Origin of the sequence: Bacillus mojavensis, assembly GCF_012648005.1 — a bacterium.
In the GTDB taxonomy this organism is placed as follows: Bacteria; Bacillota; Bacilli; order Bacillales; family Bacillaceae; genus Bacillus; species Bacillus mojavensis.
Window position 1 is genome coordinate 1,177,863 of sequence record NZ_CP051464.1, and the last position, 25,206, is coordinate 1,203,068.

Consider the following 25,206-nt stretch of genomic DNA (forward strand, 5'->3'; position numbering starts at 1 on the left):
CTCTTGCCTATTACTTTTTATGACGGTACATAGGCGTAAGTATGGGAAGAGAGGTCAGGCGGATGTTATAGATGAAGTCGATGACTCTTGTTGAGATCACTTGGCAAATCAGAGCTTGAATCACAATGCCCCAGGCAATAATTGATGCGGTAATCATAAAAATGATGCAATTCATAATGAGCAAGATGGTTCCCGGGTTTCCGCCCCGGTAAATTGAGATCATGAGAGCGAGAGCTCCAAATCCTCCGTTAGAAATTTTATATTTGTATAAAAGTCCGATGCCGAGTCCTAATAAAACGGCGCCGCTTGCCAAATCAAGCCACAGGTTTGATGTAATGTCCGGAAAAATGACATCAAAAATCAATACCGAAACAGAGGTGACGGTAATCGAGGCGAGAGTGCCGGTAAATGTTCTCATCTCCAGCCATTTTAAAGCAGTAAAAAGCATCGACACATTCACAGCCCATACCGAGAAGCCGTGGGGAATGTGAAACAAATGGTGCAATAAGACCGCAATACCTGCCGCCCCGCCTGTCGGAATATCATGCGGAAATAAAAATAAGGACATGCCGAGTCCCTGTAATACACCGCCTGTGACAATCATAAACGTGAGTTTTGCTTTCATCAGCAGTTCAGCCATTAAGTCATTTGCTCCTTTATGAAAAGACTTGTCCGCTGTTACCATTTTATGAGGCTGTCCATGATTTATGTCTATAAATAAAGGGATAGGACAGCTTAAAACGCTGAACCATCCCACATGTACCGATTGATGATCTCCATATTGATTTCTCTGCCGATCCCTGTTCCTTTCGGGATGTGCACGATTCCTTTTGAAGGCTGAAGGCTGATCAGTTCTGTAAAAGGATTCTCCATTACATCCCACTCAATCGGTTCAATTTGGTCGTTTTCCATTTTTGACCACGGAGGCAGGCAGGCCTGAGCAAATAAAGCATAAAGCCGGGAAAGAGCGCCGTCATAGGCATGAGCAGACGCTCTCACACCGAAATAACGCGCGAGCTGGAGACAGTCGCGAAACTCATCGATTCCATTGACATGCATGACGTCAGGCTGAATAATATCCAAGCAGCCCTGTGAGAGAAGAGGCGCAAATTGCGCCGCGCCTTTCATATTTTCTCCGCCGGCGACAGGGACGGATAAACGGCTCCGCAGCAAAGTGTAATCCTGCGGCTGGTCAAAAGGCAGAGGCTCTTCCAGCCAGCTAATATTGGCCCATTTCGAAAAATGGCGCTCCCATTTGAAAGTTGCGGCTGTATCGTAGCTTTGGTTTGCGTCCAAAATAATGGAAACTGAGCTGCCGGCCGTGTTTTGCAGGGCAGTGATATGCCGCACATCTTCCTCAAAGGTTGTCCCGCCGATTTTGATTTTAATTTGATTGAAGCCCTTTTTCAATTGCGCTTCAACATTCGTAAGCGAGCTGCTGATGCACTGAGGATGGTCAGAATATGATTGGAAAGAGGCATATACAGGGAGTTCTTCTCTGTACCGTCCGCCCCACATGTCGCATACGGAACAACCTGCCGCTTTCGCAGCAATCTCCGTCAGTGCCATACTTACAGCCGATGCCGCCCGCTGATGCCATTTTTTGATTGTGCGCACTAAAGGCAGGCGGCTGCCTGCCTGTTTACCCAAGAGATAGGGGATGATTCGTTTTGTAAAACCGACATGCAGGGCCGGGAGCCAATCCACGCACTCTCCCCAGCCGTCAATGCCGCTTTCTGTGATAATTCTGATCAGATAGCATGTCCGATATTGTTTAAATCCGTTTGCATCTCCGTAAGGCTTCTCTAATCGGTGAAGAAGCGGGAAGGTCTCAATTCGTTCGATTTTCAAACCGGATGCTACCTTTCCTCAGCCGGCTGCAGCCGATTGCCATTCATTTTAGGCTCTTCTTTTTCATTCGTATCTTCTTTATTTTGTTTGACATGAATCAGCGTCAGCACAAGAATGCCGACAACCAGTGTTAGGCCCGCAATGCTTAAAAACATGCCGGGTCTTGACCACTGCATCAAGCGCCCGAAAATAGGAGGCCCGATCGCCACCCCGAGAAAACGCACTGATCCGTACAGCGATGTCACAAAACCCCGTCTTTCTTTGCCGACAGCGCCTGTGATAAAACTGTTAATACAAGGAAGGACAAGGCCCGAACCGATACTGCTCAGCACGAGAACGCTGATAAACAGGACGAGATTTTCAATGAATGACAGTGCCGCGTAAGACACAGTCATAAACGCTAAACCGATGACGATCAGCTTTTTCATTAACGATTGCTTTTGTCCGATTTTGCTGCCCGTCGTATAAGATGTCACACACATGACCAAAAGCGGAATCGCCAAAATCAGTCCTTTTTTGACGCCGTCTGTATCGTATGTTTTTTCCAGTACGTCTGATAGGTAAAACAAAATGCCGAATAAGGTAAACAAACAGGTAGCCCCGGCTAAATAAGCGGTAAACAGCCATCTGCCTTCATGCTTAAATACACTTAACAGCCCTTTTGCATATTTTCCGATAGGAGGCGGCTCTTCTTCTTTTTTCTTTTCTTTAATAAAAATCCAAGTCAGCACGATTGAAATGATACAAAACACAGGAAAGGCAAAAAATGCGCCATACCAAACGATCAGAGCGATAAGTGAGCCAATAATCGGCGATAGAACTTTCCCCATCCCGTTTGACGCTTCAACAAGGCCGAGCACTTTGCTTTCCTGCGCGCCTTTAAATAGGTCCGCTGACAGCGCCATCGCAATCGGTCCCGTTCCGGCTGCTCCGATACCCTGAAGAGCCCGTCCAGCCATGACCCACGGATAAGCATTGTCAAAAAAACCTGCCGCAAACCCGGCCAGCAATCCGCCTGCTCCATACAAAAATAAGCAGGGAATAATGATGATTTTTCGTGAAAACCGGTCTGCGAGATAGCCGACAATCGGAATCGCAAACGCCGCAATCAGGGAAAACACCGTGATCACGAGACTGACTTGAAATTGGGATAAATGAAGTTCAGATTTCATTTTTGGCAATATAGGAATAAGCATAGAGTTTCCAAGGGTTAATATTAAAGGGATTGAACCGATAGCTACAATCGTCATTCCGTTATTTTGTTTTGATGTATCCATCTCAAAGCACACTCCTTTTCTTCTGCTTAGAGTGTCCCTGAAGGCATGAAAAAAACCGAACAGAATCTTCCTGTCCGGGTAAAAAAGGGTTAACCGAGCGCTTGTGAGATGACAGCGAATAATTGTCCGTTTCGTACAGGCAGCGTCTTTTTTTGGTACATCATAAGCGGAGGTTCATCGTCTAAGTGAAATCCCATTGCTTCCAGGCTGTCATGCAACGATGCGGCGTCACCAGGCACGTCGATTCGCATCGGTCCTTGTTTTCCTGCGGCCAGCCTGTTGATCAATCCGGCAGCGAGACCCGGTGACGGAGCGATAATCGGGCCTAATTTCAGATTGGCCGGTGTTTGTACAGATAAGCCATAGCCAATGAATTCGCCTTCCATATTTCTCGCAATTATACATTCCCCTGATTGAGAGATCAATTGATGCAGGAGTGCTGCTCTGTCTCCGCCAAAGGCGGCTTGATCAGCCGCTGTTAATTCCGGTAAATCCTTCTCTGTAAAAGATGTCAGTTCAATGTCGTGCTGCTTTGTAATCGGATTGAAGCTTTGACAGCTATATTTGCGGATTGAACCCGCTGTTTGAAAACCGGATTTTTCATAAAGCGGCAACCCCTCCTTCGTGGCGCAAAGCATGATGGCGGTGTTTTCATCGACTTGACTGATACACGCGTTCACCATCCGCCGCCCCAGGCCCCGCCGTTTGTATTCGCTGTCGACGATAACAAGTCCAATAGAAGCAAGTCGGCCATACGAAAACAAACCGATGCAGGAGATGACGTCTCCTTGGCTGTTTTGATACCCGAATAATCGTCCGTGTTTTACGAGCAACAGCAGCTCTCGCTCGCCGTAATCCGGCCACCCGGCTTGCCGGGAGAGACGCAATAGACCGGGCACATGTTTTTCTGTAAGCTGAATCAGCTCAAACGCTGAATGCATGTCATCACCTGCTTGTTTCTGTTTTTTTGTACATCACAATATGGGTGCCAATGCCGGAAATCTCAAACGGCTCGCCAAGTTCTTTCCAGCCAAGCTTTTCGTAATAGCCTTTCACATGGTATCTTGCGTTGCACCAGACCGCCTGCACGCCCATATCGGCCAGTTTCTGCTCCGCGTATTTGATCAGTGTGCTTCCGGCTTTTTGATCACGGTATTCTTCGAGCGTTGCCATGCCTCTAAGCCGATATGCGGGAGAATCGGTCAAAAGCGGCTGATTCTCGGGAGAAAAGGAAGCGATGCTGATCAGTGTTTCTTCAAAAAAAGCGCCGAGATGGAAGGAGCCTTCTGCATGATCCTGATCATATTTGCATTGTTCAATTGATTGATGGGGACGCAAAATGCGGTTCCGAATTTCATAAGTATCCTCTGCGGGAATGGTTCTCACTTCAAGCATGATGTTCCTCCTCTAATGTAATTTATTTTCTATATCGTAACACGAATCGGGTTTGAAAAAGACTGCCCAATTGGTTCGGACAGTCTTAGAAAGGGATGTTAATGCAAATAAATATTCTGACGCTGTTCATCTTTTTGCTTAATGTAAGAAGTAAGTTCCGAGGTTAAGTCGGATCTGAGAAAAGGCGTTATTAAATAGATGCCGTTAAACAGCTCGCAGGCAGTATCCAGCAGGGAGCGTGCAATTGCAAGGCCTTCCGCCTTTTGTTTCTCTTTATCTTCGCCGGCACGCGCCATTTTTTCGCGAATGGAATCGGACAGTTTGATGCCGGGAATTTCATTATGGATAAACTCAGCGTTCCGGCTGCTTGTCAGCGGCATAACGCCGATATAAATCGGAGTCTTCAAATGCTTGGTTTCATTATGAATATCGACAAGCTGCTGCTCCGAATAGACGGGCTGTGAGATAAAATAATCAGCGCCGCAGTCCATTTTTTTCTCCAGCCGTTTTACGGCTTTATCGAGATGGCGGACGTTTGGGTTAAAAGCAGCTGCCACTGAGAAATTGGTTTTCTTTCCGAGCGGTTTTCCGGACAGAGACAGCCCTTCATTGAACTGTTTAATCAGCCTGATTAAATCAAAGGACGTTAAGTCATAGACAGACGTTGCACCCGGGAAATCACCGATTTTAGAAGGATCGCCGGTAATCGCCAGCACATCATGCAGCCCTAATGTGTCGAGTCCCATTAGATGTGACTGGAGGCCGATAATGTTTCGGTCCCGGCACGTAAGATGGACAAGAGACCGCATATCGAGCTGCTGCTTAACAAGGGCGCCGCAGGCAACATTGCTGATCCGCGGGGTTGCCAGTGAGTTATCGGCGAGCGTCAGGGCGTCGATTCCCGCTTCTTTTAATTCAGCAGCGGCGGACAGAAATTTGTCAAAGCTCAATTTCTTCGGCGGGTCCAGCTCAACAATAATGGAGCGCTTTTTCGCAGCGATTTCATCCAACCCCGGCTCTGTCCGTTCGTGCTGGACAGTCACCAATTCCTTTGCCCGAACCTTTACATGCTTTTCCGTAATGGGAGCGAGCCCGCCCACAGCCTCTGCCATGGCCCGGATGTGGTTTGGCGTTGTGCCGCAGCAGCCGCCGATAATCCGCGCGCCTTGCTTGCGGAACTCAGCTGCGCTGTTTTGAAAATACGTATCGTCAGTTTCATATACGAGCCGCCCTTCTTCGAGAGAGGGGAGGCTGCTGTTCGGGTAGACAGATAAAAACACGTCATCAAAAATCGGCACTTCACTGAGCGCTTCAATCATGTGGTAAGGGCCGAGCCGGCAGTTCATGCCGACGATATCGGCACCGAGATCCGCAATCGAGCGCAGCGCATCAGAAAGCGGCGTTCCGTCCTGAAGCACACCCTGCTCATGCATGGATACATTCAGCATAATCGGAAGATCGGTTTCTTTCCGGGCGATTTTCAGCACTTCACGGGCTTCTTCCAAATCATAATACGTTTCTAACAGCAACCCGTCCGGTTCTTCATGCAGCAGTAAATACAGCTGTTCGCGAAAGCTTCGTTTGATTTCGTCAAGGCTGTATGCGTTTTTGTTAAACGTGCGGATGCCTCCCATTGTCCCGAGCACATACGCATCGTCTGCGGAAGCCCGCGCAATTTTTACTGCTTCCTGATTCATTTTTTTGATGTCATCTTCAAGGCCGTGCCTCGATAATTTAATATAATTCGCTCCGTACGTGTTGGTTTGAATGATGTTTGCTCCCGCCTCGACATAAGCTTTATGTATACGCTGAATTTCCTCGGGTTTAGAAATATTAAGCTCCTCAAAGCATCTATCTATTCCGTAGGAGTAAAGCAGCGTGCCCATTGCGCCGTCACCGATTAACACCTGTTTCTTCAAATCTTCTAAAAGTCCCATTGTCTGCCTCCTTTATTCACATTCAGCAAGGAAAAAAGAGAAATAAAAAAAGTCCTCTTAAGAAGAAGACTTTGTCAGTGATATTGTCTCTTCTTATCTTCCAAGCTGTTCGAGCTTGCTGGATTTAGCACCTTGGTCATGGCAAATGCGCCATTACACCGGTTGCTGAAGCTTCGTCGGGCCAGTCCCTCTGCTTCTCTTGATAAGAACGGATATGAAATTTTAATGTTCAGGAGCTGCCAAAAGATGCCTGGCATTTTCCCTTTCTCCAAATTTACCGAAAATAAAGACAATAATCAATAGGAATCAGAAAAATTTATCTGAAATTTATAAATTGAACGTCAATTGGCAGATCGGCACCTCGAACTGCTGCGATAACCTGCTGAAGATCATCCTTGTTTTTTCCAGTGACACGCACTTGATCATCCTGTACCTGAGATTTCACTTTCAGTCCGGAGTTTTTGATGATCGTATTGATTTTTTTTGCGTTGTCTTTGTCAATCCCTTGAACGAGCTTTGCACGCTGGCGCACGGTGCCGCCGGACGCATTCTCAATTTTGGCGTAATCAATATTTTTTGTCGGGACGTTGCGCTTAATCAATTTGCTGACAAGCACATCCTTGAGCTGGCTTAATTTAAATTCATCATCGGAAATAAGAACAAGCTCTTCTTTATCTAATGAAATGTCACTTTTGCTCCCTTTGAAGTCATAGCGTGTGCTGATTTCCTTCAGTGCGATTTGAATCGCGTTTTGCACCTCAGGGAGCTCCACCTTGGATACAATATCAAAAGAACTTTCTTTTGCCATATGAAAACCTCCATAACATTTAACTTATGTGTTGATTATAGTAGAATAAAGAGAAACTTCCAACAGAACAAAGAATCAATTTGTGATGATTGGAAAAAATGTTAACAAGATCCGCAGTGAAATCAGCGGGAAGAGGAAGGACGATAGCATGAGACCAGGGCAGCAGTTAACCTTGAGTATAGATCACGAAACTGACTTCGGTTACTTTTTAACCGATGGAGAAGATACGATTCTCTTACATAACAGTGAAGTGACAGAGGATATAGAAGACAGAGATGAGGTAGAGGTCTTTATATACGTTGACCAGCAGGAACGGCTCGCAGCAACGATGAAAATTCCGGTCATCAGCGCGGATGAATACGGTTGGGTAGAGGTAGTGGACACGGTAGAGGATATGGGCGTATTCGTCGATGTCGGCCTCTCGAAAGACGCGCTTGTCGCAACAGAGCATCTGCCGCCGTATGAAGATGTTTGGCCGCAAAAAGGGGATAAGCTCTACTGTATGCTGAAGGTGACGAATCGGGGGCGCATGTTTGCCAAACCCGCACCGGAGGATATCATCAGCGAGCTGTTTACGGACGCTTCAGACGACCTGATGAATAAAGAGCTGACCGGAACGGTGTACAGGCTGATCGCTTCAGGATCGTTCATCATTACGGATGACGGAATCCGTGGTTTTATTCATTCAACAGAAAGAAAAGAAGAGCCAAGACTCGGCTCAAGAGTGACAGGACGAGTGATTCAAGTGAAGGAAGACGGCTCAGTGAATATGTCGCTACTTCCGAGAAAGCAGGATGCGCTGTCTGTTGATGCCGAGTATATTCTTACGTATATAAGAACAAGAAATGGCGCCATGCCGTACAGCGACAAAAGCCAGCCTGATGATATCAAAGAACGTTTTAACATGAGCAAGGCCGCCTTTAAACGGGCGCTCGGCCACTTAATGAAAAACGGAAAAGTGTATCAGGAAGACGGCTGGACATACGAGAAAAAATAGCGCATGAAAATGGCTCGCCTGCAGCAGAACTGCGGAGCGAGCCGTTTTTTATTTCTAATTTAATTCATCAACCAGCGTTCTGATTGCCATTTCGCGATCCACATTGTCTGAAATCGCGATCGGAGTAATATCAATGGCAAGAATGACAAGAATCAGCGCACCGGCTGCGGCAACATAAGAGACATAATAGAAATAGTTAGCGGTTTCGACCGTGTTGACGAGCTCAGCTTGAACTCTGGACGTATCATCCTTGGAAGCGGCAATTTCTTTTGCAGCTTCTACTTTTTCTTCAACGATTTGACCCGCTTTTTTCAGCAGTTCATCCACCTTCATTGCATCTTTGCTGTAAACAGCTTTCTTCAGATTGTCAAAAAAGTCAGCATCCTCTTTTTTAATATCAGCAACAACCTGATTGGCAAAAGCCTTTGCCTGTTTTGTGTTGAGTTTGTCAGTCATGGCTTTATTAAATACCTCTGGAAGCTGTTTGCCCACTTCACCCTGAGCGAACACAAACCCTTTAAAAATCTCTTCACCCGAATACTGAAGCTGCTTTGCCTGTGCTACACTTTCCTGCTGCTTCACCATAAACACTGTCGTCACCAATACAACCGACAAAAATACGAGAAACGCCTTCTTCAAACTGAAACCTCTCCCTTCTTTTCTTTTTTATTCCACTTCAGTCTGCGAATATATGTAAATTGAAACGTGGAATCAATTGGAGTGAGATACAATATCAAAATGCCGGCCATGATGATTGAAAAGCTGATTAAACCCAGCATAACCGCGAATATCTCATGCATAAAAACAGCGATGATTAAAATCAATCTCCAATGCTTCTTCGGCGCGAACAGTGCCGCAAAGATGACAATCTGGACGAGAAGCGTCCCCCATGTCGGAATCACCACAAACGGACTAGTCACAAACGGCTTCGTTAATGCCTGAAAAAAGCCGTTGAAGCCGATGGTTTTTTCCTGGGCGAAATAATAGACGGCTGTACCGTCCACCCATTCCTGCTGAGACAGCTTAGCGACAGTAGAGTGAAAATAAAGCACTGCTACTTGGAGCCTGATGACAAAATAAGAAATAAATGCTGTGATTTTTCCAATTGTTCTTTGGCCCTCTGCATCATCAGGCCTTCCGCTCCAATGCCATTTTCTCGGATCGGTCAGCGTGATAGGAATGAGCAAAAATGTCATAACTGCGGCTGCCTGCTCGCCTCCGTCGATGACAATTAACGACGACTGGAGGCTGTAACTGACATACCAATGAAGTATCCCGGTGATTCTGGGGCGCCATCCGATCACAACAAGCACCAGAATGGCAATGCAGATCCACCTGACCAGGTTTAACATCATATAGTTATTTTCGCCGAGGCAAAAGAGACTGAAATTCATTTTACAAGCAGGATAACTGCTGATTCCGCTGGCGGGCTTCATAATGAGGCTCGGATGATTGACGAGCAGCGTCAGCAGGCTGGATAAAGCAATAATGCTTCGCGCGAGTCCGTATACATTTGTCCACGGGTTTCTCTCGTCCCATCCGGTGATGGTCTGTTTTATGTTTTCGAGCATGAGATCACAACCTTGACTATGCTTTTTATCTGATAAGACGAAGCGGTATATTTAGAATAACTCCACGGAACGATATCCTCTTTCGTTAAATAATAGCTGCCGCAAAGCAGCGGGCGGGGTGCCGGTGTTTGCAGCTGAACGGTTTTGGCTTTGCTTTTGCAGGCACTCAGGTCCGTTTCTTTACATTCTGTCCACTGTTCCTTGCCGACTTGGCTGTAGATAACGCCCATTTCTACACCCTGCGATCGCCCATAACGATACAGGCCGAATATGTTATCAGCCCTCATATTGGGCCATCTGACCTTGGCGCTGGCATTTCCATCCTCATATAAGCCGATGGCGGTATCACGGGGGTTTTTGCTGAAAAAGCCCCAACCCTGAGGAATGACGCTGGACAAGAGAAATTTGGAGTCCTTTGTCAGCGGAATCGGGGTTGTCCCTAAGCTGCCAATGATTGAAAACAGAAATAAAGACCCCCAGAGGACCGAAAAAATGATAAAAAATGATATCGATTTCTGCATTCGACTGCTCCTTTTTAAACTGACGAAATTCACTTTTCTTACTTTTCATCATATTAAAACATTTTTGTAATAAAAAGGTTAGAAAGTAGGAGAAATTCCATTTTTGTTAAATGAAAAAACAGGACATTTTTCACTGCTATATGTCATTGATATATAGTGGTTTTTTCGATATATTTAAACCATGAAAACGAATCAAATTAACGACCGCTGGATTGTTCAATTTCGCAAAGGAATTTTCGAGCTGGCCATTTTATCCCTGCTGCGCTCAAAGCCGATGTATGGTTATGAATTGACATCGTCCTTAAAAACAACTCCGGCACTGGCTATTTCGGAGGGTGCGATTTATCCGATTTTGAAACGGATGACGGAGAAGGACTGGGTCGAATTTTTTTGGCAAGATTCTTTGGACGGCCCGAAAAGGAAGTACTACAAAATGACGCAAAAAGGAGAAGAGATGTTAAAAGAACGGCTGGAGAAATACCTGGAAACCCATCAAGCTTTATTGTCCTTATCGGGGGATTTGCTATGAATGCACAGCACATCATTGACCGCTATACGGAGGAACTAAACGCTGAGCTGGCGAATATGCCTGAAGTAGAGAGAGAAAACACGATAGCCGAATTGAAGGGCCATTTAACCGCTTTTGTACAAGACAGAATGAATGCCGGCCATAGTGTGGAGGATCTGCGGGAAGCTGTCGAAACTGAGTTTTCTCATCCGAAAGAGCTTGCCGAAGCGATGATGGGTGAAGGGGAGGAACAGAAACGGAGGGGTTCTGTGTTAGGAAAAAGCGGACTTTCGGTCTTTCTTATTGCTGTAATCATACTCCTGCCGCTGCTGCCGCCCTCATACAGATATGTGCCATTGGCTCTTTATTTGGCGGTGCTCGCAGGCTATGTATGGAAGCGGAAGAAGGTAATGATGTTTGCGGGTGTAAGAAAAAACAAAATGCGCTCTCAACATGAGATTGTCACGATTTCCAGGGTCGGTGCGGGCTATCTGCTGTTTTTGGCTGTTGTGCTTCTTGTGCAGCCGCTCATCAATGCATTCGTCGTCCTTCTGCTGATTGTGGTTAGCTGTGCCGCTTTTTTTCTTTATTTGAACGTCAAGTAATGTTGTAGGAGGCTGTAATATGGAAATCAGCATCAATTATCTATTAATTGTCATTTCGCTTTTATTCTTTGTGGTAGCTTATTTGGTCGGGATCAAAAAACAGACGTGGATGCTGGCGGGGTTTAATGAGGCACGTATCCGGGATAAGGATCGGCTGGCCAGAATAGCAGGCTACTTTTTCTTGAATTCCGGTTTGTTCATTCTGCTGAACAGCTTTATCTCATTTCAAGGCCAGGAGCAGCTGATTCCGCCGCTTATTTTGGCATATGGCGCAGGGGTTATTATTTACGTGAATAAAAAACTGGTAGAATAGGAGCTGAAGGACGGAGCGAAACCTCTGTCCTTCTTTCTTTTTCCTGAAAATAGGAACGAAGCACCACATACAAGTTTCGGTTTTTTTGTTAGGATGAACGAAAAATAAGTTCCAAATCAGGAAGGATGTGGTGTTTTGCCTACACTGTTCAAGACATCTCTGTTCATGGCCGGCTTATGCACGGCGGCTCAATGTGTTTTTGCATCAAATGCCTCAGCAGATCAAAGCATCAAATACGACCATACGTATCAAACCCCTTCATACATCATCGAAAAATCACAGCCATCATGGCAGCCAGCTCAAAACCTAACGCAGAAAGAAGCGCTTTTTTCATATCTGGACAAGCACCAAACGCATTTTAAGCTCAAAGGAAATGCGAACAGCCATTTTCGCATTTCGAAAACCATAAAGGATCCAAAGACAAAACAAACGTTTTTTAAATTAGAGGAAGTGTATAAAGGAATTCCTGTATACGGCTTTGGACAGGCGGTCGCGATGAAGGAAAACAAACAAGTGAAAAGTTTCTTCGGGAAGGTACACCCGCAACTAAATGACATATCTGTCACACCGTCTGTATCCAAGAAAAAAGCTATACATACAGCGCGCCGTGCGCTTGAGGCATCTATTGGAAAAATCGAGTATGTTGACGGGGAACCAAAAGCCGAATTATATATTTATCCGCACGAAGGCGCATATGATCTTGCCTACCTTGTAAGACTTTCGACGTCTGAACCTGAACCTGGATATTGGCATTATTTCATTCATGCCAAAAGCGGAAAGGTCATTGATTCTTTCAATGCCATTCATGAAGCAGCAGGTACAGGAATTGGCGTATCAGGCGAAGAAAAAAGCTTTGAAGTAACTGAACAGAATGGGCGTTATTATTTGGCTGATGAAACAAGGGGAAAAGGGATAAATACTTTTGACGCAAAGAACCTGAACGAAACCTTATTTACCCTTTTGTCTCAATTGATCGGGTATACAGGCAAAGAAGTGGTCAGCGGCACGTCCGTGTTTAAAGACCCGGCGGCTGTAGATGCCCATGCAAACGCGCAAACGGTTTACGACTATTACAGCCGCACGTTTGGCCGCCATTCCTTCGATCAAAACGGAGCAAGAATTACGTCTACCGTACATGTGGGAAAACAGTGGAACAATGCGGCGTGGAACGGTGTGCAGATGGTGTACGGGGATGGTGACGGCGCAAAGTTTAAGCCGCTTTCCGGATCGCTCGACATTGTGGCGCATGAAATGACACACGCGGTCACCCAGTATTCCGCCGGCCTTTTATATCATGGAGAACCCGGCGCGTTAAACGAATCCATTTCTGATATTATGGCGGTGATGACAGACCGGGATGACTGGGAAATCGGCGAGGATGTATATACGCCGGACGTACGCGGGGATGCTTTACGTTCGTTAGAGGACCCTTCCAAGCAGGGGAATCCGGATCATTATTCAAACCGTTATACGGGCACAGAGGATTACGGCGGGGTGCATATCAATTCGTCGATCCACAATAAAGCGGCATATCTTCTCGCGGAAGGCGGCGTACACCATGATGTGCGGGTAGAGGGGATCGGGCGTGAAGCTTGTGAGCAAATTTATTATCGGGCTTTGACCTATTATGTCACGCCTTCTTCAGACTTCAGCATGATGAGGCAAGCGGCAATCGAAGCTGCCAAGGATTTATACGGTGAGGGCTCGAAGCAATTAGCTTCTGTCAAAAAGGCATATGACGCAGTCGGAATCCAATAAAAATGAAAAAACAGCCAGGGCTTTTCAGCCTGGCTGTTTTTTTTATGACCTTCCCAGAAAAAATATCGCCAGTGTGCCGGGTCCGGAATGGGATCCGACAGCAGAGCCGATGGAGTGCATGATGATGTCTTTCGGCTTGAAGGCGTCTTCGATCAATTGTTTCATTTCATTGGCTGTTCCTTCGTTAGCGGCATAGCTGATTCCGACGGTTTGATCGCTCCAATTGTCTCCTCGATCTTTCATTAATTCGATAATCCGTTTGAACAGCTTTTTCTGTCCGCGGATTTTTTCAAGCGGCACAAGCTTGCCGTCCTCCATATGAAGCAGTGGTTTAATATTGAGCAGACCGCCGACAAAAGCGGACGTTTTTGAAATTCGGCCGCCCCGGGCGAGGTACGTTAAATCATCGACTGTAAAAATGTGCTCAAGCTGTGCGCAAAAGTTCTTTACAGACGTTTCGATTTCTTGTATTGTATTTCCGTTGATACAGAGTTCGCGTGCATGCCGGACGGCCAGACCGTAGCCTAATGAAGCGCATTTGGAATCAATCACCCGCAAATCAAAATCTGGGAATTCTTCCTTCACTTCATTGGCGATCATGACGGCTGTCTGATAGGTGCCGGAGAGCCCTGAGGAAAAAGCAATGTAAAGAGCGGGCTCTCCTGTTTCGGCATATTGCAAAAATACATTTTTAATGGTTTGCGGTGAGGCTTGGGACGTCTTGGGCGCTTCCCCATTTTGCATCGCTTCAAATATTTGTTCCGCATGGATCGTGACTGCATCTTCATATTCTTTGTCGCCGAGAGAAACTCTAAGCGGGATAAAGCCAAGGCCGTTTTCCTCAAAATAAGAACGAGGCAGATCAGCCGCGCTGTCAGCAATGAGGTGAACTGTCATTTTGCTTCCCTTCTTTCCATTTATCGCTCGTTATCATGTGATTTAAGCCAACTATATCATATTAATTACTCAAAATCGTGTTCAAATATTTGTTTTGAGGGAAAACATAATAAAGAAGAATGAGCGGAGGAACATGCCATGGTACTAGATCAAACAAAAAAATTACTCATCGTCATCATCGGGGCTTTACTCAATGCGGCCGGGCTGAACTTATTTCTGATTCCAGCAGATGTATATGCCAGCGGATTTACGGGTGTCGCCCAGCTTTTATCAAGCGTCGTTGACCAATATGCCCCCTTCTACATATCGACGGGAACGCTCTTGTTCCTCTTAAATATTCCGGTCGGTATTTTAGGGTGGCTGAAGGTCGGAAGATCGTTTACGGTGTACAGCATTTTGAGTGTCGCACTGACCACGTTGTTTATGGGAATCCTGCCGGAAATGAGACTGTCTCATGACATCCTGCTGAACGCGGTATTCGGCGGCGTAATTTCTGCGGTCGGCATCGGTTTAACATTAAAGTACGGCGCTTCGACAGGCGGTCTTGATATCGTCGCTATGGTACTGGCCAAGTGGAAGGATAAACCCGTCGGCACGTATTTCTTTATTCTGAACGGGATTATCATTCTGACGGCAGGATTATTGCAAGGTTGGGAGAAAGCTTTATATACCCTTGTTACTTTGTATGTGACAACGAGGGTGATCGACGCGATTCATACCCGCCATATGAAACTGACAGCGATGATTGTGACGAAAAAAGCGGACGAAATTAAAGAAGCCATTTATGGAAAAATGGTGCGGGGCATAACGACTGTCCCAGCCAAAGGCGCTTTTACAAACGAGCCGAAAGAAATGATGATTATCGTCATCACGAGGTATGAATTGTACGATTTAGAAAAAATCGTAAAAGAAGTGGACCCGAAAGCATTTACAAACATTGTCCAAACGACCGGGATTTTTGGTTTCTTTAGAAAAGACTGACGAAAGCAGGTGGAAGTCGTGAAACGGCTGCTTGTGATGCTCTTGCCTGTGGTGCTTTTAATGGGCTGCGGGAAACATGAGCGGACAGAACCCGATAAGGAGGTATCAGGCGGAATGGAGAATCAAGAGGTTGTTTTATCTGTTGACGCAATTCAGGAGCCTGAACAAATCAAGTTTAACATGTCACTGAAGAACCAAAGCGAACGCAGTGTGGAGTTTCAATTCAGCACGGGACAAAAATTTGAACTTGTCGTGTACGATTCAGATCACAAAGAAAGATACCGTTATTCAAAAGACAAAATGTTTACACAGGCTTTTCAAAACCTGACGCTTGAACCGGGAGAAACCTATGATTTCACTGATGAGTGGAAGGAAGTCCCTGAGCCGGGAACTTACGAGGTGAAGGTAACTTTTAAGGGCAAAGCGGAAAATCTCAAGCAGGTTCAGGCTGTTCAGCAATTTGAAGTCAAATAAGAGGCTATGGCGATTCGCCATAGCCTTTTTTTATTGCAATTTATCCAGTTGATCTTGAAATTGATGAAGCTGTTGACGTTCCGCATCTGTCGAATTGGCATACGCAGAAGACACAGCATTTTTGGCCCTCAGAATCGCTTGCTCCTGATCGCCTTCCTCAAAGCCGTTTGTCACCATGACAGCCTGTTGAACAAATGATTTCGCCTGCTGAAACAGTTCGTTTCTCATTAATATTCATACTGCCTTTCAGCCGAGTCTCGTGCCGCGGCATGCTGGTGAGCTTCTTCTAAAGTAGACCGATATGGAAATCTTGCGGCGTGTTGCCCGATGGAGTCTTTACCCTGGTGAATAAACCTTCTAGATTTGCTTCGTTTACCCATTGTGAGACTGCCCCCTTCCATACTTTGACGAGATGAGTCGTCTTCAATAGTATGGTGGGGCGAAGTAACGTTTATGAGTGGGAAAAATTAAAATGGGCGGTCTTTAAAGTGAGAAATATTCTTGTAAAAATCTTGCCACGCCGTCCTCTTCATTTGTAGCCGTTGTCCGGTTGGCAATCTGCTTGACCTCATCAATTCCATTTCCCATCGCAACGCCGCAGCCCGCGAATTCAAGCATCTCCAAATCGTTATCCTCATCTCCGAAAGCGATGATCCGCTCCCTCGGCACACCGTAATAATCACTGATTTTCTGCAGGCCGACCGCTTTATTCATGCCGCTTTTAATAATTTCTATAACATGCCACGGCGCGGCCCATCTTCTATGATCGATCACCTCGGCGTGCACATCCGATAAATAGGAGCGAATGGCCGGTACATCTTCTTCTTTTGCGTGAATGAGTACGGATGTAACATCTTCACCGAGATTTTCCCGCAAGTCTCCGACCGTCACATTTGTTGTATTCATGTTAAAGGCATCAATCAAGTGCTCGTCATGGTAATGAAAGTACACGTCATCAATGACTTCGGCAAGCACATTATGTACGTTATAGCTTTCGCTAATATCCACTAATTGTTTGACAACATCAAGCGGCAGCGAGGTATGATATCGTCCCCAGCTGTCGTCCTGCGGATGATGGACAAACGCTCCGTTAAAATTGACAATTGGCGTTGTCAGCTTCATCTGCTCATAGTACATGGAACTTGAACGGTACGGCCGGCCGGTGGAGATGCAGACGTAATGTCCGTCATTTTTTAGGCGCTGTATCGTTTGAAGGGTGTTTTCTGATATTGTTTTATCGTCCTTTAATAATGTTCCATCTAAATCTAATGCGATTACATAGGGTTTTGTCTCCATGAAAAGCTCCTTTAACCTTAGATTTTGCGTAAGCTGCCTTAATGACAGTGTAGCTTTTTACCATCTTTATTGTCTACATGTTACACTTATGATTATGGTTATCCTAAGGAGGGGACATTGTGATTCAAATTGAAAATCAAACCGTTTCCGGCATCCCGTTTTTACATATTGTAAAAGAAGAGAACAGGCACCGTGCCGTTCCTCTTGTTTTCTTTATACATGGCTTTGCAAGCGCCAAGGAACACAACCTTCATTTTGCTTATCTTCTTGCAGAAAAAGGTTTCAGAGCTGTTTTACCGGAGGCGCTGCACCATGGCGAACGCGGAGAGCATATAGCTGTTGAGAAGCTGGCCGGCTATTTTTGGGACATCGTGCTAAACGAGATTGAAGAGCTTGATGTACTTAAGAATCATTTTGAGAAAGAAGGCCTGATAGACGGCGGCCGTATTGGGCTTGCGGGTACATCTATGGGCGGCATTACAACGCTTGGCGCCTTAACGGTTTATGATTGGGTAAAAGCCGGCGTCAGTCTGATGGGAAGCCCGAATTATGTTGAACTGTTCCAGCAGCAGATCGACCACATCAAATCTCAGGGCATTGATATCGATGTGCCGGAGGAAAGGGTGCAGGAGCTCATGGAGCGCCTTAAAATGCGGGATCTCAGCCGTCAGCCGGAGAAACTACAGCAGCGTCCGCTTTTATTTTGGCATGGTGTTAAAGATCAAGTCGTGCCTTACGCGCCGACCCGGAAATTTTATGACACGATTAAATCTCATTATCGCGAGCAGCCGGAACGTCTCCAGTTTATTGCGGATGAACGAGCGGATCATAAAGTGCCGCGGGCAGCTGTGTTAAAAACCGTTGAATGGTTTGAAACGCATTTATAAAGCACAAAGGTATTAACACTGTCCGGATTTACGTTATACTGTATAAAAAAAGGAGTGAGGGAACGTGGAAGAAGCATTAAAAGAAAACATTATGGGCGCCCTGGAACAGGTTGTCGATCCTGAGCTTGGCGTTGATATCGTGAACCTCGGGTTAGTATACGATGTTGATATGGATGAAGACGGCTTAACGCACGTTACGATGACACTGACATCAATGGGCTGCCCTTTAGCGCCAATTATCGTGGATGAAGTGAAAAAAGCGTTATCGGACATTCCAGAAGTGAAAGAGACGGAAGTTCACATTGTGTGGAACCCGCCTTGGACTCGTGACAAAATGTCAAGATATGCAAAAATCGCACTTGGCATACAATAAAACAAAAGAGGACAGCCTTACTGTGAGGCTGTCCTTTTTAAAACTGAAAGGAGTGAAGCGAAATGATGTACCTGCTTGCCGTTCTATGCCCGCCGCTTGCTGTTTTGTTTACGGGGAAGCCGTTTCAGGCACTGCTCAATCTCATTTTGACATGTATCTTTTGGCTGCCGGGCGCCATTCACGCTTGTTTTATCGTGGCTGACCGCCGCGCTGAAAAACGGGCAAGACGTTAATCTGGAAAAAAGAGGACGCAAACATGGTATAATGGCCATAAAAAACAGGGAGAGCGCCATGAAAAAGAAATTGCTTGCATTCGCGCTGTGCACTGGTGCGTATGCTGCCCTGTTTGCGTACTCTGTTCACTCGGAGCAAAAAAACGACTCCAGCGAGATGACGGATGTCAGCCGTTTGATGCCGGTGAAAATTAAGCAGACAGTGAAAGGGCAGGAAGAAAATAACCTCATTGACACAGTCAAAGAGGCCAATCGAAAAAACATAAAAATCTCAATAGCCGGAACCCAGCATTCGATGGGCGGCCATACATATTACGAGGACGGCATCGTTCTCGACATGACAGGCTACAACAAAATCCTCGCTTTCGATAAAGAGAAAAAAACCATAAGGGTCCAAAGCGGGGCGACGTGGAATGACATACAGAAATACGTGAATCCATACGGGCTTGCGGTAAAAGTTATGCAATCACAAAATATTTTTACAATCGGAGGATCTCTCAGCGCCAATGCCCACGGGCGTGATATTCGCTACGGATCGCTGATTGATACAGTCAAATCATTCCGTCTATTAAAAGCCGACGGTTCAATTGTCACCGTCACTCCAAAAGATGATTTGTTTTCAGCAGTCATCGGCGGGTACGGTCTTTTTGGCGTGATTCTCGATGTTGAGCTTGAATTAACGGATGACGAGCTGTACGTCATGCAAACGGAAAAAATGAACTACAGTACATACGTCGACTATTTTGCAAAGCATGTCAAAGGCAATCCCGGTGTCCGCATGCATCTGGCACGCATCTCAACAGCAGAAAAAGGATTTTTGAAAGACATGTATGTCACAAATTACGCATTAGCAGAGGAGCAGAATCAGCTGACATCTTACAGCGATCTCAAAGAAGACGAGCATACACAAGTGACGAAATTCGCGCTCGGCCTGTCAAGACGGTACGAGTGGGGCAGAAACTGGCTCTGGAACACCCAGCAATCCTATTTTCTAAGCCAAAATGGAACAAAGATCTCACGCAATAACGTCATGCGGTCAGAATCAAAATTTCTCGAATACGAAAACAATGAAAATACAGACGTGCTGCAGGAATACTTTGTGCCGGTGAAGGAGTACGCTTCCTATATTGATGACCTGAGACAAACGCTGTCACATGAAGACCTGAATCTGCTTAATATCACGATCCGATATGTGCAAAAAAACGAAAAGGCCGACCTGTCTTATGCGAAGGAAGATATGTTTTCGCTCGTGCTCTTAATCAACGAGGGCTTCTTAAAAGAAGACCAGGCTGACACTGCTCGGATCATCAGGCGCATGACAGACGTTGCGCTCAAACACGGAGGAAGCTATTATCTGCCGTATATGACATATCAGACAAAAGCGCAAATGAGACAGGCGTACCCGAAAACCGAAGCGTTTTTTCAGAAAAAACGCACGTACGATCCGGATGAGCGGTTTATGAATTACTTTTATCAGAGGTATAAATAATGGGGAAAAACAAATTAAAATGGCTGACACTTTCACAAAGCAGCGTGTTTTTCGCAAGCAGTTTAATTTTTCCGTTTTATATTCTGTTTGTGAAAAATATCGGCTCAAGCTATACGCAGTTCGGGTTTTCCTATGGATTATTCGGACTGAGCGGAGCGCTCATTTACCCGCTCCTCGGCCGGCTGTCTGAAAGGATCGACAGCCGCTATTATCTGCTTGCGAACTCATGGGGCATGGCGGTTCTGCTTTTGTATGTCCCGCATGTTAACGGCGTTCTTCAAGTGTACATCGTGCAAGTGCTGTTAGGTCTCTTTGGAGCGATGCAAAAACACGGAGAAAAAGTATTAATCGCCGACTTTACAGACACTGGGGAACGCGGAAAAAAGATTGGGAATTACCACTTTTGGACCGCTGTTTTTTCAGCGGCTGCTATTATGCTCGGCGGTTTTCTCGCCGACTTTTTTACGGTGCAAATGATTTTTTATACAAGCTCTATTCTATATTTTCTAAGCGGATTGATGATGATGAAAACAGGCTGACACGGTCAGCCTGTTTTTTTATGCAGCTGCAAAAGGCGCTGGAACAACAATTTGAAGCGATTTCTGTTTGCTTTTTATGAGTGGATTTTTTTGTTGAACAGAAAATTTATAAATGAATAAAAATATTAAATATACGATTGAATTAATTTTTATTCATGTTATAATGTTAAATAATTTCACAAAGACCAAGAAGGTGAATTCGTTTTGAAAATAGGAATTGTAGGTGCTACGGGTTATGGGGGCGCCGAACTTGTCAGGATTCTTACACATCATCCTCATGCAGAAGAATGTATACTTTATTCATCCAGCGGGGAAGGAAAGGTCTATAGTAATGTTTACCCTCATCTAACCGGCTTGGCTGAGCAGAAGCTGAAGCCCATTGATATAAATACAATCAAACAAGAAATCGATGTCATGTTTCTTGCTGCGCCCCCGGGAGTATCAAGTGAACTGACTCCGCAGCTTGCAGAGGCGGGAATTCCGGTTATTGACCTGTCAGGTGATCTGAGGATACAAGAGCCTGCTGTATATGAAAAGTGGTATAAACGGACAGCGGCACCAAAAGAAACAATTCAAGAGGCGGTTTACGGCCTTTCAGAGCTGAATCAAAAAAACATTCAGCAGGCGAAGCTCATCGCCAATCCAGGTTGCTTTCCGACGGCTGTACTGCTAGGCCTCGCGCCTTTGGCACAAAAAAAGCTGCTTGATGAATCGTTCGTTATCGTTGATGCGAAAACAGGCGTTTCCGGCGCGGGAAGGAAAGCGTCCATGGGAACTCATTTTTCTGAGCTTAACGACAATTTTAAAATTTATAAAGTAAATGAACATCAGCACACCCCCGAGATTGAACAGACGTTAAAAGAATGGCAGCCAGAGTTGAAGGCTATTACATTCTCTGCTCACTTGGTTCCAATGACAAGGGGAATCATGGCGACGATGTATACGCAATTAACATCTGATCTATCTGCAGAAGATCTGCACGATTTATATTCGGAATTTTACCAAGATTCATATTTTGTGAGAGTGAGGCCTATGGGGCATTATCCGCAAACGAAGGAAGTGTTCGGCAGCAATTTCTGCGATGTATCCGTTACCCTCGACGAAAGAACAAACAGGGTAACGATCGTATCTGTAATTGATAATCTGATGAAGGGTGCCGCCGGGCAGGCAGTACAAAATTTCAATATCATGAATGGCTGGAACGAAGAGACAGGTCTGACCATGACACCAATTTATCCATAGAACAGGAGAGAATCGAACCATGATTCAGTTGAGTGAAGATCAAATAGTGAAAGTAAAAGGTGATATATCCTCGCCGAAAGGATTTCAGGCAAAGGGTGTGCATTGCGGACTGCGCTACTCGAAAAAAGACCTTGGCGTCATCATCAGCGAGACACCGGCAGTGAGCGCGGCAGTTTATACGCAAAGCCACTTCCAGGCGGCTCCGATTAAAGTCACACAGGACAGCTTAAAGCATGGATCAGCTCTGAAAGCAGTCATTGTCAACAGCGCTATTGCCAATGCTTGTACAGGGGAACAAGGCTTAGAGGACGCATACAAAATGCGGGGGAGCCTCGCTTTACAGCTGGGTATTGAGCCGGAGTTTGTCGCTGTTTCATCAACGGGTGTCATCGGCGAATATTTAGACATGGAAAAAATTCAGGCAGGCATCGAGCTCCTGAAACAAACACCTGCGGGATCGGGAGATTTCGAGGAAGCGATTTTAACGACAGATACCGTCATCAAGCAAACGTGCTATGAACTGACCATCGGCGGTCAAAAAGTCACCATCGGCGGAGCGGCTAAAGGCTCCGGAATGATTCACCCAAACATGGCCACCATGCTGGGGTTTGTGACAACAGACGCGGCAATCGAAGAAAAAGCGCTGCAAAAAGTGCTTCGCGACATCACTGATGTCTCTTTTAATCAAATTACAGTTGACGGAGAAACCTCCACCAATGACATGGTATTGGTCATGGCAAATGGCTGCGCGGAAAATGAGTGCCTTACGGAAGATCATAAGGACTGGCCGCTCTTTAAAAAAGCGCTTCTTATGACTTGCGAGGATTTGGCTAAGGAGATTGCCAGAGACGGAGAAGGCGCGACAAAACTAATCGAAGCCCAAGTAAAAGGGGCAAAAAACAATCTTGATGCAAACGTAATTGCCAAGAAAATTGTCGGTTCGAACCTCGTAAAAACAGCTGTGTACGGAACAGACGCAAACTGGGGGCGCATTATCGGGGCTATCGGGCACAGCGCGGCCCAGGTGAAGGCTGAAGAAGTAGAGGTTTATCTCGGGGGCCAATGCCTGTTTAAAAACAACGAACCTCAGCCATTCTCTGAATCTCTCGCGAAAGAATACCTCGAAGGAGACCAGATCACCATTGTCATCAAGATGCATGAAGGGGACGGGAACGGAAGAGCATGGGGCTGTGATCTGACCTATGATTATATCAAAATTAATGCGAGCTATCGCACGTAATAAAGGGGAGCACAATGAAGAAAACAATCGTTTTTAAATGCGGGGGAAGTGTCATCCGTGAGCTGTCGGAAGAATTTTTTCAAAGCCTGAAAGAATTGATGGAATCAGGATGGAAATTGGCAATTGTGCACGGCGGCGGACCGGAAATTACACATATGCTGAAACGGTTAAACATCAAAACAGAGTTCTCAGGCGGACAGCGGAAAACAACCAAACCGGTATTGGAAGTGGCTGAAATGGTCCTGTCCGGCTCAGTCAATAAATTTTTCGTTGCCGAGCTTGCCAAACACGGGCTGCGGGCTGCGGGAGTGTCCGGCAAGGATGGAGGCCTTCTCGAAGCAGACTATCTCGATCCGGACACATACGGCGAAGTCGGAGAAATTAAAAAGGTTAATGCCTCTATGGTAAATGCGCTGATGGATGAAGACATCATTCCGGTTATCGCGCCCCTGTCCTTGACGAGCGACTACAAAACACTGAATGTCAATGCTGATCTTGCGGCTTCGGCGGTCGCCGGGGCGCTGAAAGCCGATAAGCTGATGTTCGTCACAGACGTTGAGGGAATCATGAAGGAAAAACAGCGTCTCGACATCCTGACCCCTGAGGAAATTCAGACTCTCATCAAACAGGAAGTGATCACAGGCGGGATGATACCGAAGGTCAATTCAGCCTTGTCAGCTTTATCGGATCAGGTTTCAGAAGTGATGATCGTAAATGGAAAAGGGTCGTTTTTCTCAAATCAAACATTTGAAGGAACAAAAATCGTCAAAGCAAAGGAGGCTGTTTCATGAGCAGCTTGTTTCAAACCTACGGTCGGTGGAACATCGAGATAAAGAAAGCGAAGGGAACTTGCGTTGAGGATCAAAACGGCAAAACATACCTCGATTTCATTCAAGGGATTGCGGTTTCCAACCTGGGCCACTGCCATGAAGCGGTCACAGAAGCGGTTAAAAAACAGCTCGACAGCGTATGGCACGTATCCAATCTGTTTGAAAACAGTCTTCAGGAGCAAGCGGCACAGCAGTTAGCGGCAAACAGTGCCGGAGATCTCGTTTTTTTCTGCAACAGCGGAGCGGAAGCGAATGAAGGCGCGATTAAGCTGGCACGAAAGGCAACTGGAAAAACGAAAATCATCACGTTTCTCCAATCATTCCACGGCCGCACCTATGCAGGGATGGCAGCTACCGGACAGGATAAAATCAAAACAGGCTTCGGCCCGATGCTGGAAGGCTTTCACTACCTCCTGTACAATGATCCAGCCGCTTTTGCCGCTCTTGGGGGGGAAGACGACATAGCCGCGGTCATGCTTGAGACCGTACAGGGAGAAGGCGGAGTCAATCCGGCCAGTGCAGAATTTTTAACAGCCGTACAGTCGTTTTGTAAGGAAAAGCAGGCGCTTCTGATCGTAGATGAAATTCAGACGGGTATTGGACGGACAGGAAAAGGCTTCGCATACGAACACTTCGGCCTCTCACCTGATATCATCACGGCTGCAAAAGGATTGGGGAACGGCTTTCCAGTCGGTGCGGTAATCGGAAAGAAAGAGCTGGGAGCAGCGTTTACTCCTGGGTCTCACGGAACGACTTTCGGAGGGAATATGCTGGCGATGGCCGCCGTCAATGCAACATTGCAGGTTGTATTCCAGCCTGAATTTCTGCAAGAGGCTGCTGATAAGGGTGCGTTTTTGAAAGATCAGCTGGAGGCTGAACTGAAGAGTCCTTTTGTGAGGCAAATTCGCGGCAAAGGATTAATGCTTGGAATTGAGTGTGATGGGCCGGTTGCAGACATCATTGCTGAATTGCAGACATTAGGCTTGCTCGTACTGCCGGCCGGACCGAACGTGATTCGTCTGCTGCCGCCGCTCACCGTGACAAAGGATGAAATAACAGAAGCCATCAGCAAGCTGAAACAAGCGATTGCACAGCATTCCGCTGTCAATTTGTAAATTTTTTTCGATACAAAAGCATAAAAATTCATTTTTATAATTAATTATTCATCAAGAGGTGGGCTTTTA

General features: G+C 46.0%; 29 protein-coding genes, 1 pseudogene and 1 riboswitch. Of the genes and pseudogenes, 16 read left to right on the forward strand and 14 right to left on the reverse strand.

The window, feature by feature from the left end; all coding sequences use genetic code 11:
- Window positions 1-10 precede the first annotated feature (10 nt).
- The 7 genes from HC660_RS06030 to HC660_RS06060 all read right to left on the reverse strand — a co-directional run bounded on the left by HC660_RS06030 (window position 11) and on the right by HC660_RS06060 (window position 7,268).
- Window positions 11-640: a YitT family protein gene (locus tag HC660_RS06030; protein ID WP_010333695.1), complete on the reverse strand. Its 630-nt coding sequence runs from the start codon at window positions 638-640 to the stop codon at window positions 11-13.
- A 95-nt stretch (window positions 641-735) separates the two neighbouring features.
- Window positions 736-1,851, reverse strand: a complete 1,116-nt coding sequence (locus HC660_RS06035) for a mandelate racemase/muconate lactonizing enzyme family protein (RefSeq protein WP_168747391.1) — start codon at window positions 1,849-1,851, stop codon at window positions 736-738.
- Window positions 1,852-1,859: 8 nt separating this feature from the next.
- Window positions 1,860-3,128 (reverse strand): MFS transporter, encoded by a 1,269-nt coding sequence (locus HC660_RS06040; protein WP_168747392.1) that lies wholly within the window; start codon window positions 3,126-3,128, stop codon window positions 1,860-1,862.
- An 89-nt stretch (window positions 3,129-3,217) separates the two neighbouring features.
- Complete coding sequence (locus HC660_RS06045) at window positions 3,218-4,069, reverse strand: GNAT family N-acetyltransferase (RefSeq protein WP_168747393.1); 852 nt, start codon at window positions 4,067-4,069, stop codon at window positions 3,218-3,220.
- 4 nt (window positions 4,070-4,073) lie between these two features.
- The gene (locus HC660_RS06050; RefSeq protein WP_168747394.1) at window positions 4,074-4,523 is read right to left on the reverse strand and encodes a GNAT family N-acetyltransferase; all 450 of its coding nucleotides are present in this window, start codon (window positions 4,521-4,523) and stop codon (window positions 4,074-4,076) included.
- Between the two features lie 98 nt (window positions 4,524-4,621).
- The gene (locus tag HC660_RS06055) at window positions 4,622-6,460 is read right to left on the reverse strand and encodes a bifunctional homocysteine S-methyltransferase/methylenetetrahydrofolate reductase (protein WP_168747395.1); all 1,839 of its coding nucleotides are present in this window, start codon (window positions 6,458-6,460) and stop codon (window positions 4,622-4,624) included.
- Between the two features lie 90 nt (window positions 6,461-6,550).
- Window positions 6,551-6,669, reverse strand: a riboswitch (SAM riboswitch).
- Window positions 6,670-6,776: 107 nt separating this feature from the next.
- On the reverse strand, window positions 6,777-7,268 hold the full coding sequence (locus tag HC660_RS06060; RefSeq protein WP_168747396.1) for a YajQ family cyclic di-GMP-binding protein: 492 nt from the start codon (window positions 7,266-7,268) through the stop codon (window positions 6,777-6,779).
- Between the two features lie 98 nt (window positions 7,269-7,366).
- Here HC660_RS06060 and HC660_RS06065 point away from each other — a divergent pair.
- Window positions 7,367-8,265 (forward strand): annotated as a pseudogene (locus tag HC660_RS06065) (CvfB family protein).
- A 54-nt stretch (window positions 8,266-8,319) separates the two neighbouring features.
- On the opposite strand, the gene HC660_RS06070 reads toward HC660_RS06065, so the two are convergent.
- Genes HC660_RS06070 through HC660_RS06080 form a run of 3 tightly spaced genes read right to left on the reverse strand, consistent with a single transcriptional unit; the run spans window position 8,320 to window position 10,357 of the window.
- Window positions 8,320-8,904: a sporulation delaying protein family toxin gene (locus HC660_RS06070; RefSeq protein ID WP_168747398.1), complete on the reverse strand. Its 585-nt coding sequence runs from the start codon at window positions 8,902-8,904 to the stop codon at window positions 8,320-8,322.
- Entirely contained in the window at window positions 8,901-9,836 is a 936-nt protein-coding gene (locus HC660_RS06075; RefSeq protein ID WP_168747399.1) for a sporulation-delaying protein SdpB family protein, read from the reverse strand. Before HC660_RS06075 ends, HC660_RS06070 begins: the two co-directional genes overlap by 4 nt.
- Window positions 9,821-10,357 (reverse strand): SdpA family antimicrobial peptide system protein, encoded by a 537-nt coding sequence (locus tag HC660_RS06080; protein WP_168747400.1) that lies wholly within the window; start codon window positions 10,355-10,357, stop codon window positions 9,821-9,823. The genes HC660_RS06075 and HC660_RS06080 overlap by 16 nt, the downstream gene beginning before the upstream one ends.
- A 181-nt stretch (window positions 10,358-10,538) precedes the next feature.
- Here HC660_RS06080 and HC660_RS06085 point away from each other — a divergent pair, with 181 nt between their 5' ends.
- The 4 genes from HC660_RS06085 to HC660_RS06100 all read left to right on the forward strand — a co-directional run bounded on the left by HC660_RS06085 (window position 10,539) and on the right by HC660_RS06100 (window position 13,541).
- Complete coding sequence (locus HC660_RS06085) at window positions 10,539-10,886, forward strand: PadR family transcriptional regulator (RefSeq protein ID WP_010333707.1); 348 nt, start codon at window positions 10,539-10,541, stop codon at window positions 10,884-10,886.
- The gene (locus HC660_RS06090) at window positions 10,883-11,470 is read left to right on the forward strand and encodes an HAAS signaling domain-containing protein (RefSeq protein WP_168747401.1); all 588 of its coding nucleotides are present in this window, start codon (window positions 10,883-10,885) and stop codon (window positions 11,468-11,470) included. Before HC660_RS06085 ends, HC660_RS06090 begins: the two co-directional genes overlap by 4 nt.
- A 19-nt stretch (window positions 11,471-11,489) precedes the next feature.
- Window positions 11,490-11,783, forward strand: coding sequence for a DUF3784 domain-containing protein (locus HC660_RS06095; protein ID WP_010333709.1), 294 nt, complete (start codon window positions 11,490-11,492; stop codon window positions 11,781-11,783).
- Between the two features lie 135 nt (window positions 11,784-11,918).
- Window positions 11,919-13,541, forward strand: coding sequence for a M4 family metallopeptidase (locus HC660_RS06100; protein WP_168747402.1), 1,623 nt, complete (start codon window positions 11,919-11,921; stop codon window positions 13,539-13,541).
- Window positions 13,542-13,583: 42 nt separating this feature from the next.
- Here the strand turns inward: HC660_RS06100 and HC660_RS06105 are convergent, their stop codons facing one another.
- Window positions 13,584-14,438, reverse strand: a complete 855-nt coding sequence (locus HC660_RS06105) for a DegV family protein (RefSeq protein WP_168747403.1) — start codon at window positions 14,436-14,438, stop codon at window positions 13,584-13,586.
- Window positions 14,439-14,576: 138 nt separating this feature from the next.
- Between HC660_RS06105 and HC660_RS06110 the strand changes: the two genes are divergently transcribed.
- A complete protein-coding gene (locus HC660_RS06110; protein ID WP_010333712.1) occupies window positions 14,577-15,419 on the forward strand; it encodes a YitT family protein in 843 nt (280 codons plus the stop codon).
- Between the two features lie 18 nt (window positions 15,420-15,437).
- Entirely contained in the window at window positions 15,438-15,893 is a 456-nt protein-coding gene (locus tag HC660_RS06115) for a BsuPI-related putative proteinase inhibitor (RefSeq protein ID WP_010333713.1), read from the forward strand.
- A gap of 30 nt (window positions 15,894-15,923) precedes the next feature.
- Here the strand turns inward: HC660_RS06115 and HC660_RS06120 are convergent, their stop codons facing one another.
- The 3 genes from HC660_RS06120 to yitU form a co-directional block, all read right to left on the reverse strand.
- Complete coding sequence (locus HC660_RS06120) at window positions 15,924-16,121, reverse strand: DUF3813 domain-containing protein (protein ID WP_003224518.1); 198 nt, start codon at window positions 16,119-16,121, stop codon at window positions 15,924-15,926.
- Complete coding sequence (locus HC660_RS06125; RefSeq protein WP_010329347.1) at window positions 16,121-16,273, reverse strand: hypothetical protein; 153 nt, start codon at window positions 16,271-16,273, stop codon at window positions 16,121-16,123. Before HC660_RS06125 ends, HC660_RS06120 begins: the two co-directional genes overlap by 1 nt.
- 103 nt (window positions 16,274-16,376) lie before the next feature.
- Window positions 16,377-17,189 carry a 5-amino-6-(5-phospho-D-ribitylamino)uracil phosphatase YitU gene (gene yitU / locus HC660_RS06130; RefSeq protein ID WP_168747404.1) on the reverse strand — a complete coding sequence of 271 codons (813 nt, stop codon included), beginning with the start codon at window positions 17,187-17,189 and terminating at the stop codon, window positions 16,377-16,379.
- A gap of 119 nt (window positions 17,190-17,308) precedes the next feature.
- On the opposite strand from yitU, the gene HC660_RS06135 reads away from it, so the two are divergent.
- The 9 genes from HC660_RS06135 (at window position 17,309) to HC660_RS06175 (ending at window position 25,137) form a co-directional block, all read left to right on the forward strand.
- A complete protein-coding gene (locus tag HC660_RS06135; RefSeq protein ID WP_168747405.1) occupies window positions 17,309-18,076 on the forward strand; it encodes an alpha/beta fold hydrolase in 768 nt (255 codons plus the stop codon).
- Between the two features lie 64 nt (window positions 18,077-18,140).
- Window positions 18,141-18,449, forward strand: coding sequence for a metal-sulfur cluster assembly factor (locus tag HC660_RS06140; RefSeq protein WP_010333717.1), 309 nt, complete (start codon window positions 18,141-18,143; stop codon window positions 18,447-18,449).
- A gap of 62 nt (window positions 18,450-18,511) precedes the next feature.
- Window positions 18,512-18,682, forward strand: a complete 171-nt coding sequence (locus HC660_RS06145; RefSeq protein ID WP_003224527.1) for a YqaE/Pmp3 family membrane protein — start codon at window positions 18,512-18,514, stop codon at window positions 18,680-18,682.
- A 58-nt stretch (window positions 18,683-18,740) separates the two neighbouring features.
- On the forward strand, window positions 18,741-20,171 hold the full coding sequence (locus HC660_RS06150) for an FAD-binding oxidoreductase (RefSeq protein WP_168747406.1): 1,431 nt from the start codon (window positions 18,741-18,743) through the stop codon (window positions 20,169-20,171).
- On the forward strand, window positions 20,171-20,710 hold the full coding sequence (locus HC660_RS06155; RefSeq protein WP_029441206.1) for an MFS transporter: 540 nt from the start codon (window positions 20,171-20,173) through the stop codon (window positions 20,708-20,710). Before HC660_RS06150 ends, HC660_RS06155 begins: the two co-directional genes overlap by 1 nt.
- Window positions 20,711-20,914: 204 nt before the next feature.
- Window positions 20,915-21,952 (forward strand): N-acetyl-gamma-glutamyl-phosphate reductase, encoded by a 1,038-nt coding sequence (argC, locus tag HC660_RS06160; RefSeq protein WP_168747407.1) that lies wholly within the window; start codon window positions 20,915-20,917, stop codon window positions 21,950-21,952.
- Between the two features lie 19 nt (window positions 21,953-21,971).
- Window positions 21,972-23,192, forward strand: a complete 1,221-nt coding sequence (argJ, locus tag HC660_RS06165) for a bifunctional ornithine acetyltransferase/N-acetylglutamate synthase (protein WP_168747408.1) — start codon at window positions 21,972-21,974, stop codon at window positions 23,190-23,192.
- 14 nt (window positions 23,193-23,206) lie between these two features.
- Entirely contained in the window at window positions 23,207-23,983 is a 777-nt protein-coding gene (argB, locus tag HC660_RS06170) for an acetylglutamate kinase (RefSeq protein ID WP_168747409.1), read from the forward strand.
- Complete coding sequence (locus HC660_RS06175; protein ID WP_168747410.1) at window positions 23,980-25,137, forward strand: acetylornithine transaminase; 1,158 nt, start codon at window positions 23,980-23,982, stop codon at window positions 25,135-25,137. Before argB ends, HC660_RS06175 begins: the two co-directional genes overlap by 4 nt.
- Window positions 25,138-25,206 lie beyond the last annotated feature (69 nt).

Bases quoted from the DNA above. Each gene is read 5' to 3' on its own strand.
- HC660_RS06120 (WP_003224518.1), bottom strand. From the start codon at position 16,121: ATGAGAAACGAACTGTTTCAGCAGGCGAAATCATTTGTTCAACAGGCT.
- HC660_RS06155 (WP_029441206.1), top strand. From the start codon at position 20,171: ATGGGGAAAAACAAATTAAAATGGCTGACACTTTCACAAAGCAGCGTG.
- HC660_RS06105 (WP_168747403.1), bottom strand. From the start codon at position 14,438: ATGACAGTTCACCTCATTGCTGACAGCGCGGCTGATCTGCCTCGTTCT.
- HC660_RS06125 (WP_010329347.1), bottom strand. From the start codon at position 16,273: ATGGGTAAACGAAGCAAATCTAGAAGGTTTATTCACCAGGGTAAAGAC.
- HC660_RS06045 (WP_168747393.1), bottom strand. From the start codon at position 4,069: ATGCATTCAGCGTTTGAGCTGATTCAGCTTACAGAAAAACATGTGCCC.
- HC660_RS06090 (WP_168747401.1), top strand. From the start codon at position 10,883: ATGAATGCACAGCACATCATTGACCGCTATACGGAGGAACTAAACGCT.
- HC660_RS06150 (WP_168747406.1), top strand. From the start codon at position 18,741: ATGAAAAAGAAATTGCTTGCATTCGCGCTGTGCACTGGTGCGTATGCT.
- HC660_RS06110 (WP_010333712.1), top strand. From the start codon at position 14,577: ATGGTACTAGATCAAACAAAAAAATTACTCATCGTCATCATCGGGGCT.
- HC660_RS06145 (WP_003224527.1), top strand. From the start codon at position 18,512: ATGATGTACCTGCTTGCCGTTCTATGCCCGCCGCTTGCTGTTTTGTTT.
- HC660_RS06085 (WP_010333707.1), top strand. From the start codon at position 10,539: ATGAAAACGAATCAAATTAACGACCGCTGGATTGTTCAATTTCGCAAA.
- argB (WP_168747409.1), top strand. From the start codon at position 23,207: ATGAAGAAAACAATCGTTTTTAAATGCGGGGGAAGTGTCATCCGTGAG.
- HC660_RS06050 (WP_168747394.1), bottom strand. From the start codon at position 4,523: ATGCTTGAAGTGAGAACCATTCCCGCAGAGGATACTTATGAAATTCGG.
- HC660_RS06030 (WP_010333695.1), bottom strand. From the start codon at position 640: ATGGCTGAACTGCTGATGAAAGCAAAACTCACGTTTATGATTGTCACA.
- HC660_RS06095 (WP_010333709.1), top strand. From the start codon at position 11,490: ATGGAAATCAGCATCAATTATCTATTAATTGTCATTTCGCTTTTATTC.
- yitU (WP_168747404.1), bottom strand. From the start codon at position 17,189: ATGGAGACAAAACCCTATGTAATCGCATTAGATTTAGATGGAACATTA.
- HC660_RS06075 (WP_168747399.1), bottom strand. From the start codon at position 9,836: ATGCTCGAAAACATAAAACAGACCATCACCGGATGGGACGAGAGAAAC.
- HC660_RS06080 (WP_168747400.1), bottom strand. From the start codon at position 10,357: ATGCAGAAATCGATATCATTTTTTATCATTTTTTCGGTCCTCTGGGGG.
- HC660_RS06060 (WP_168747396.1), bottom strand. From the start codon at position 7,268: ATGGCAAAAGAAAGTTCTTTTGATATTGTATCCAAGGTGGAGCTCCCT.
- argJ (WP_168747408.1), top strand. From the start codon at position 21,972: ATGATTCAGTTGAGTGAAGATCAAATAGTGAAAGTAAAAGGTGATATA.
- HC660_RS06040 (WP_168747392.1), bottom strand. From the start codon at position 3,128: ATGGATACATCAAAACAAAATAACGGAATGACGATTGTAGCTATCGGT.
- HC660_RS06055 (WP_168747395.1), bottom strand. From the start codon at position 6,460: ATGGGACTTTTAGAAGATTTGAAGAAACAGGTGTTAATCGGTGACGGC.
- HC660_RS06175 (WP_168747410.1), top strand. From the start codon at position 23,980: ATGAGCAGCTTGTTTCAAACCTACGGTCGGTGGAACATCGAGATAAAG.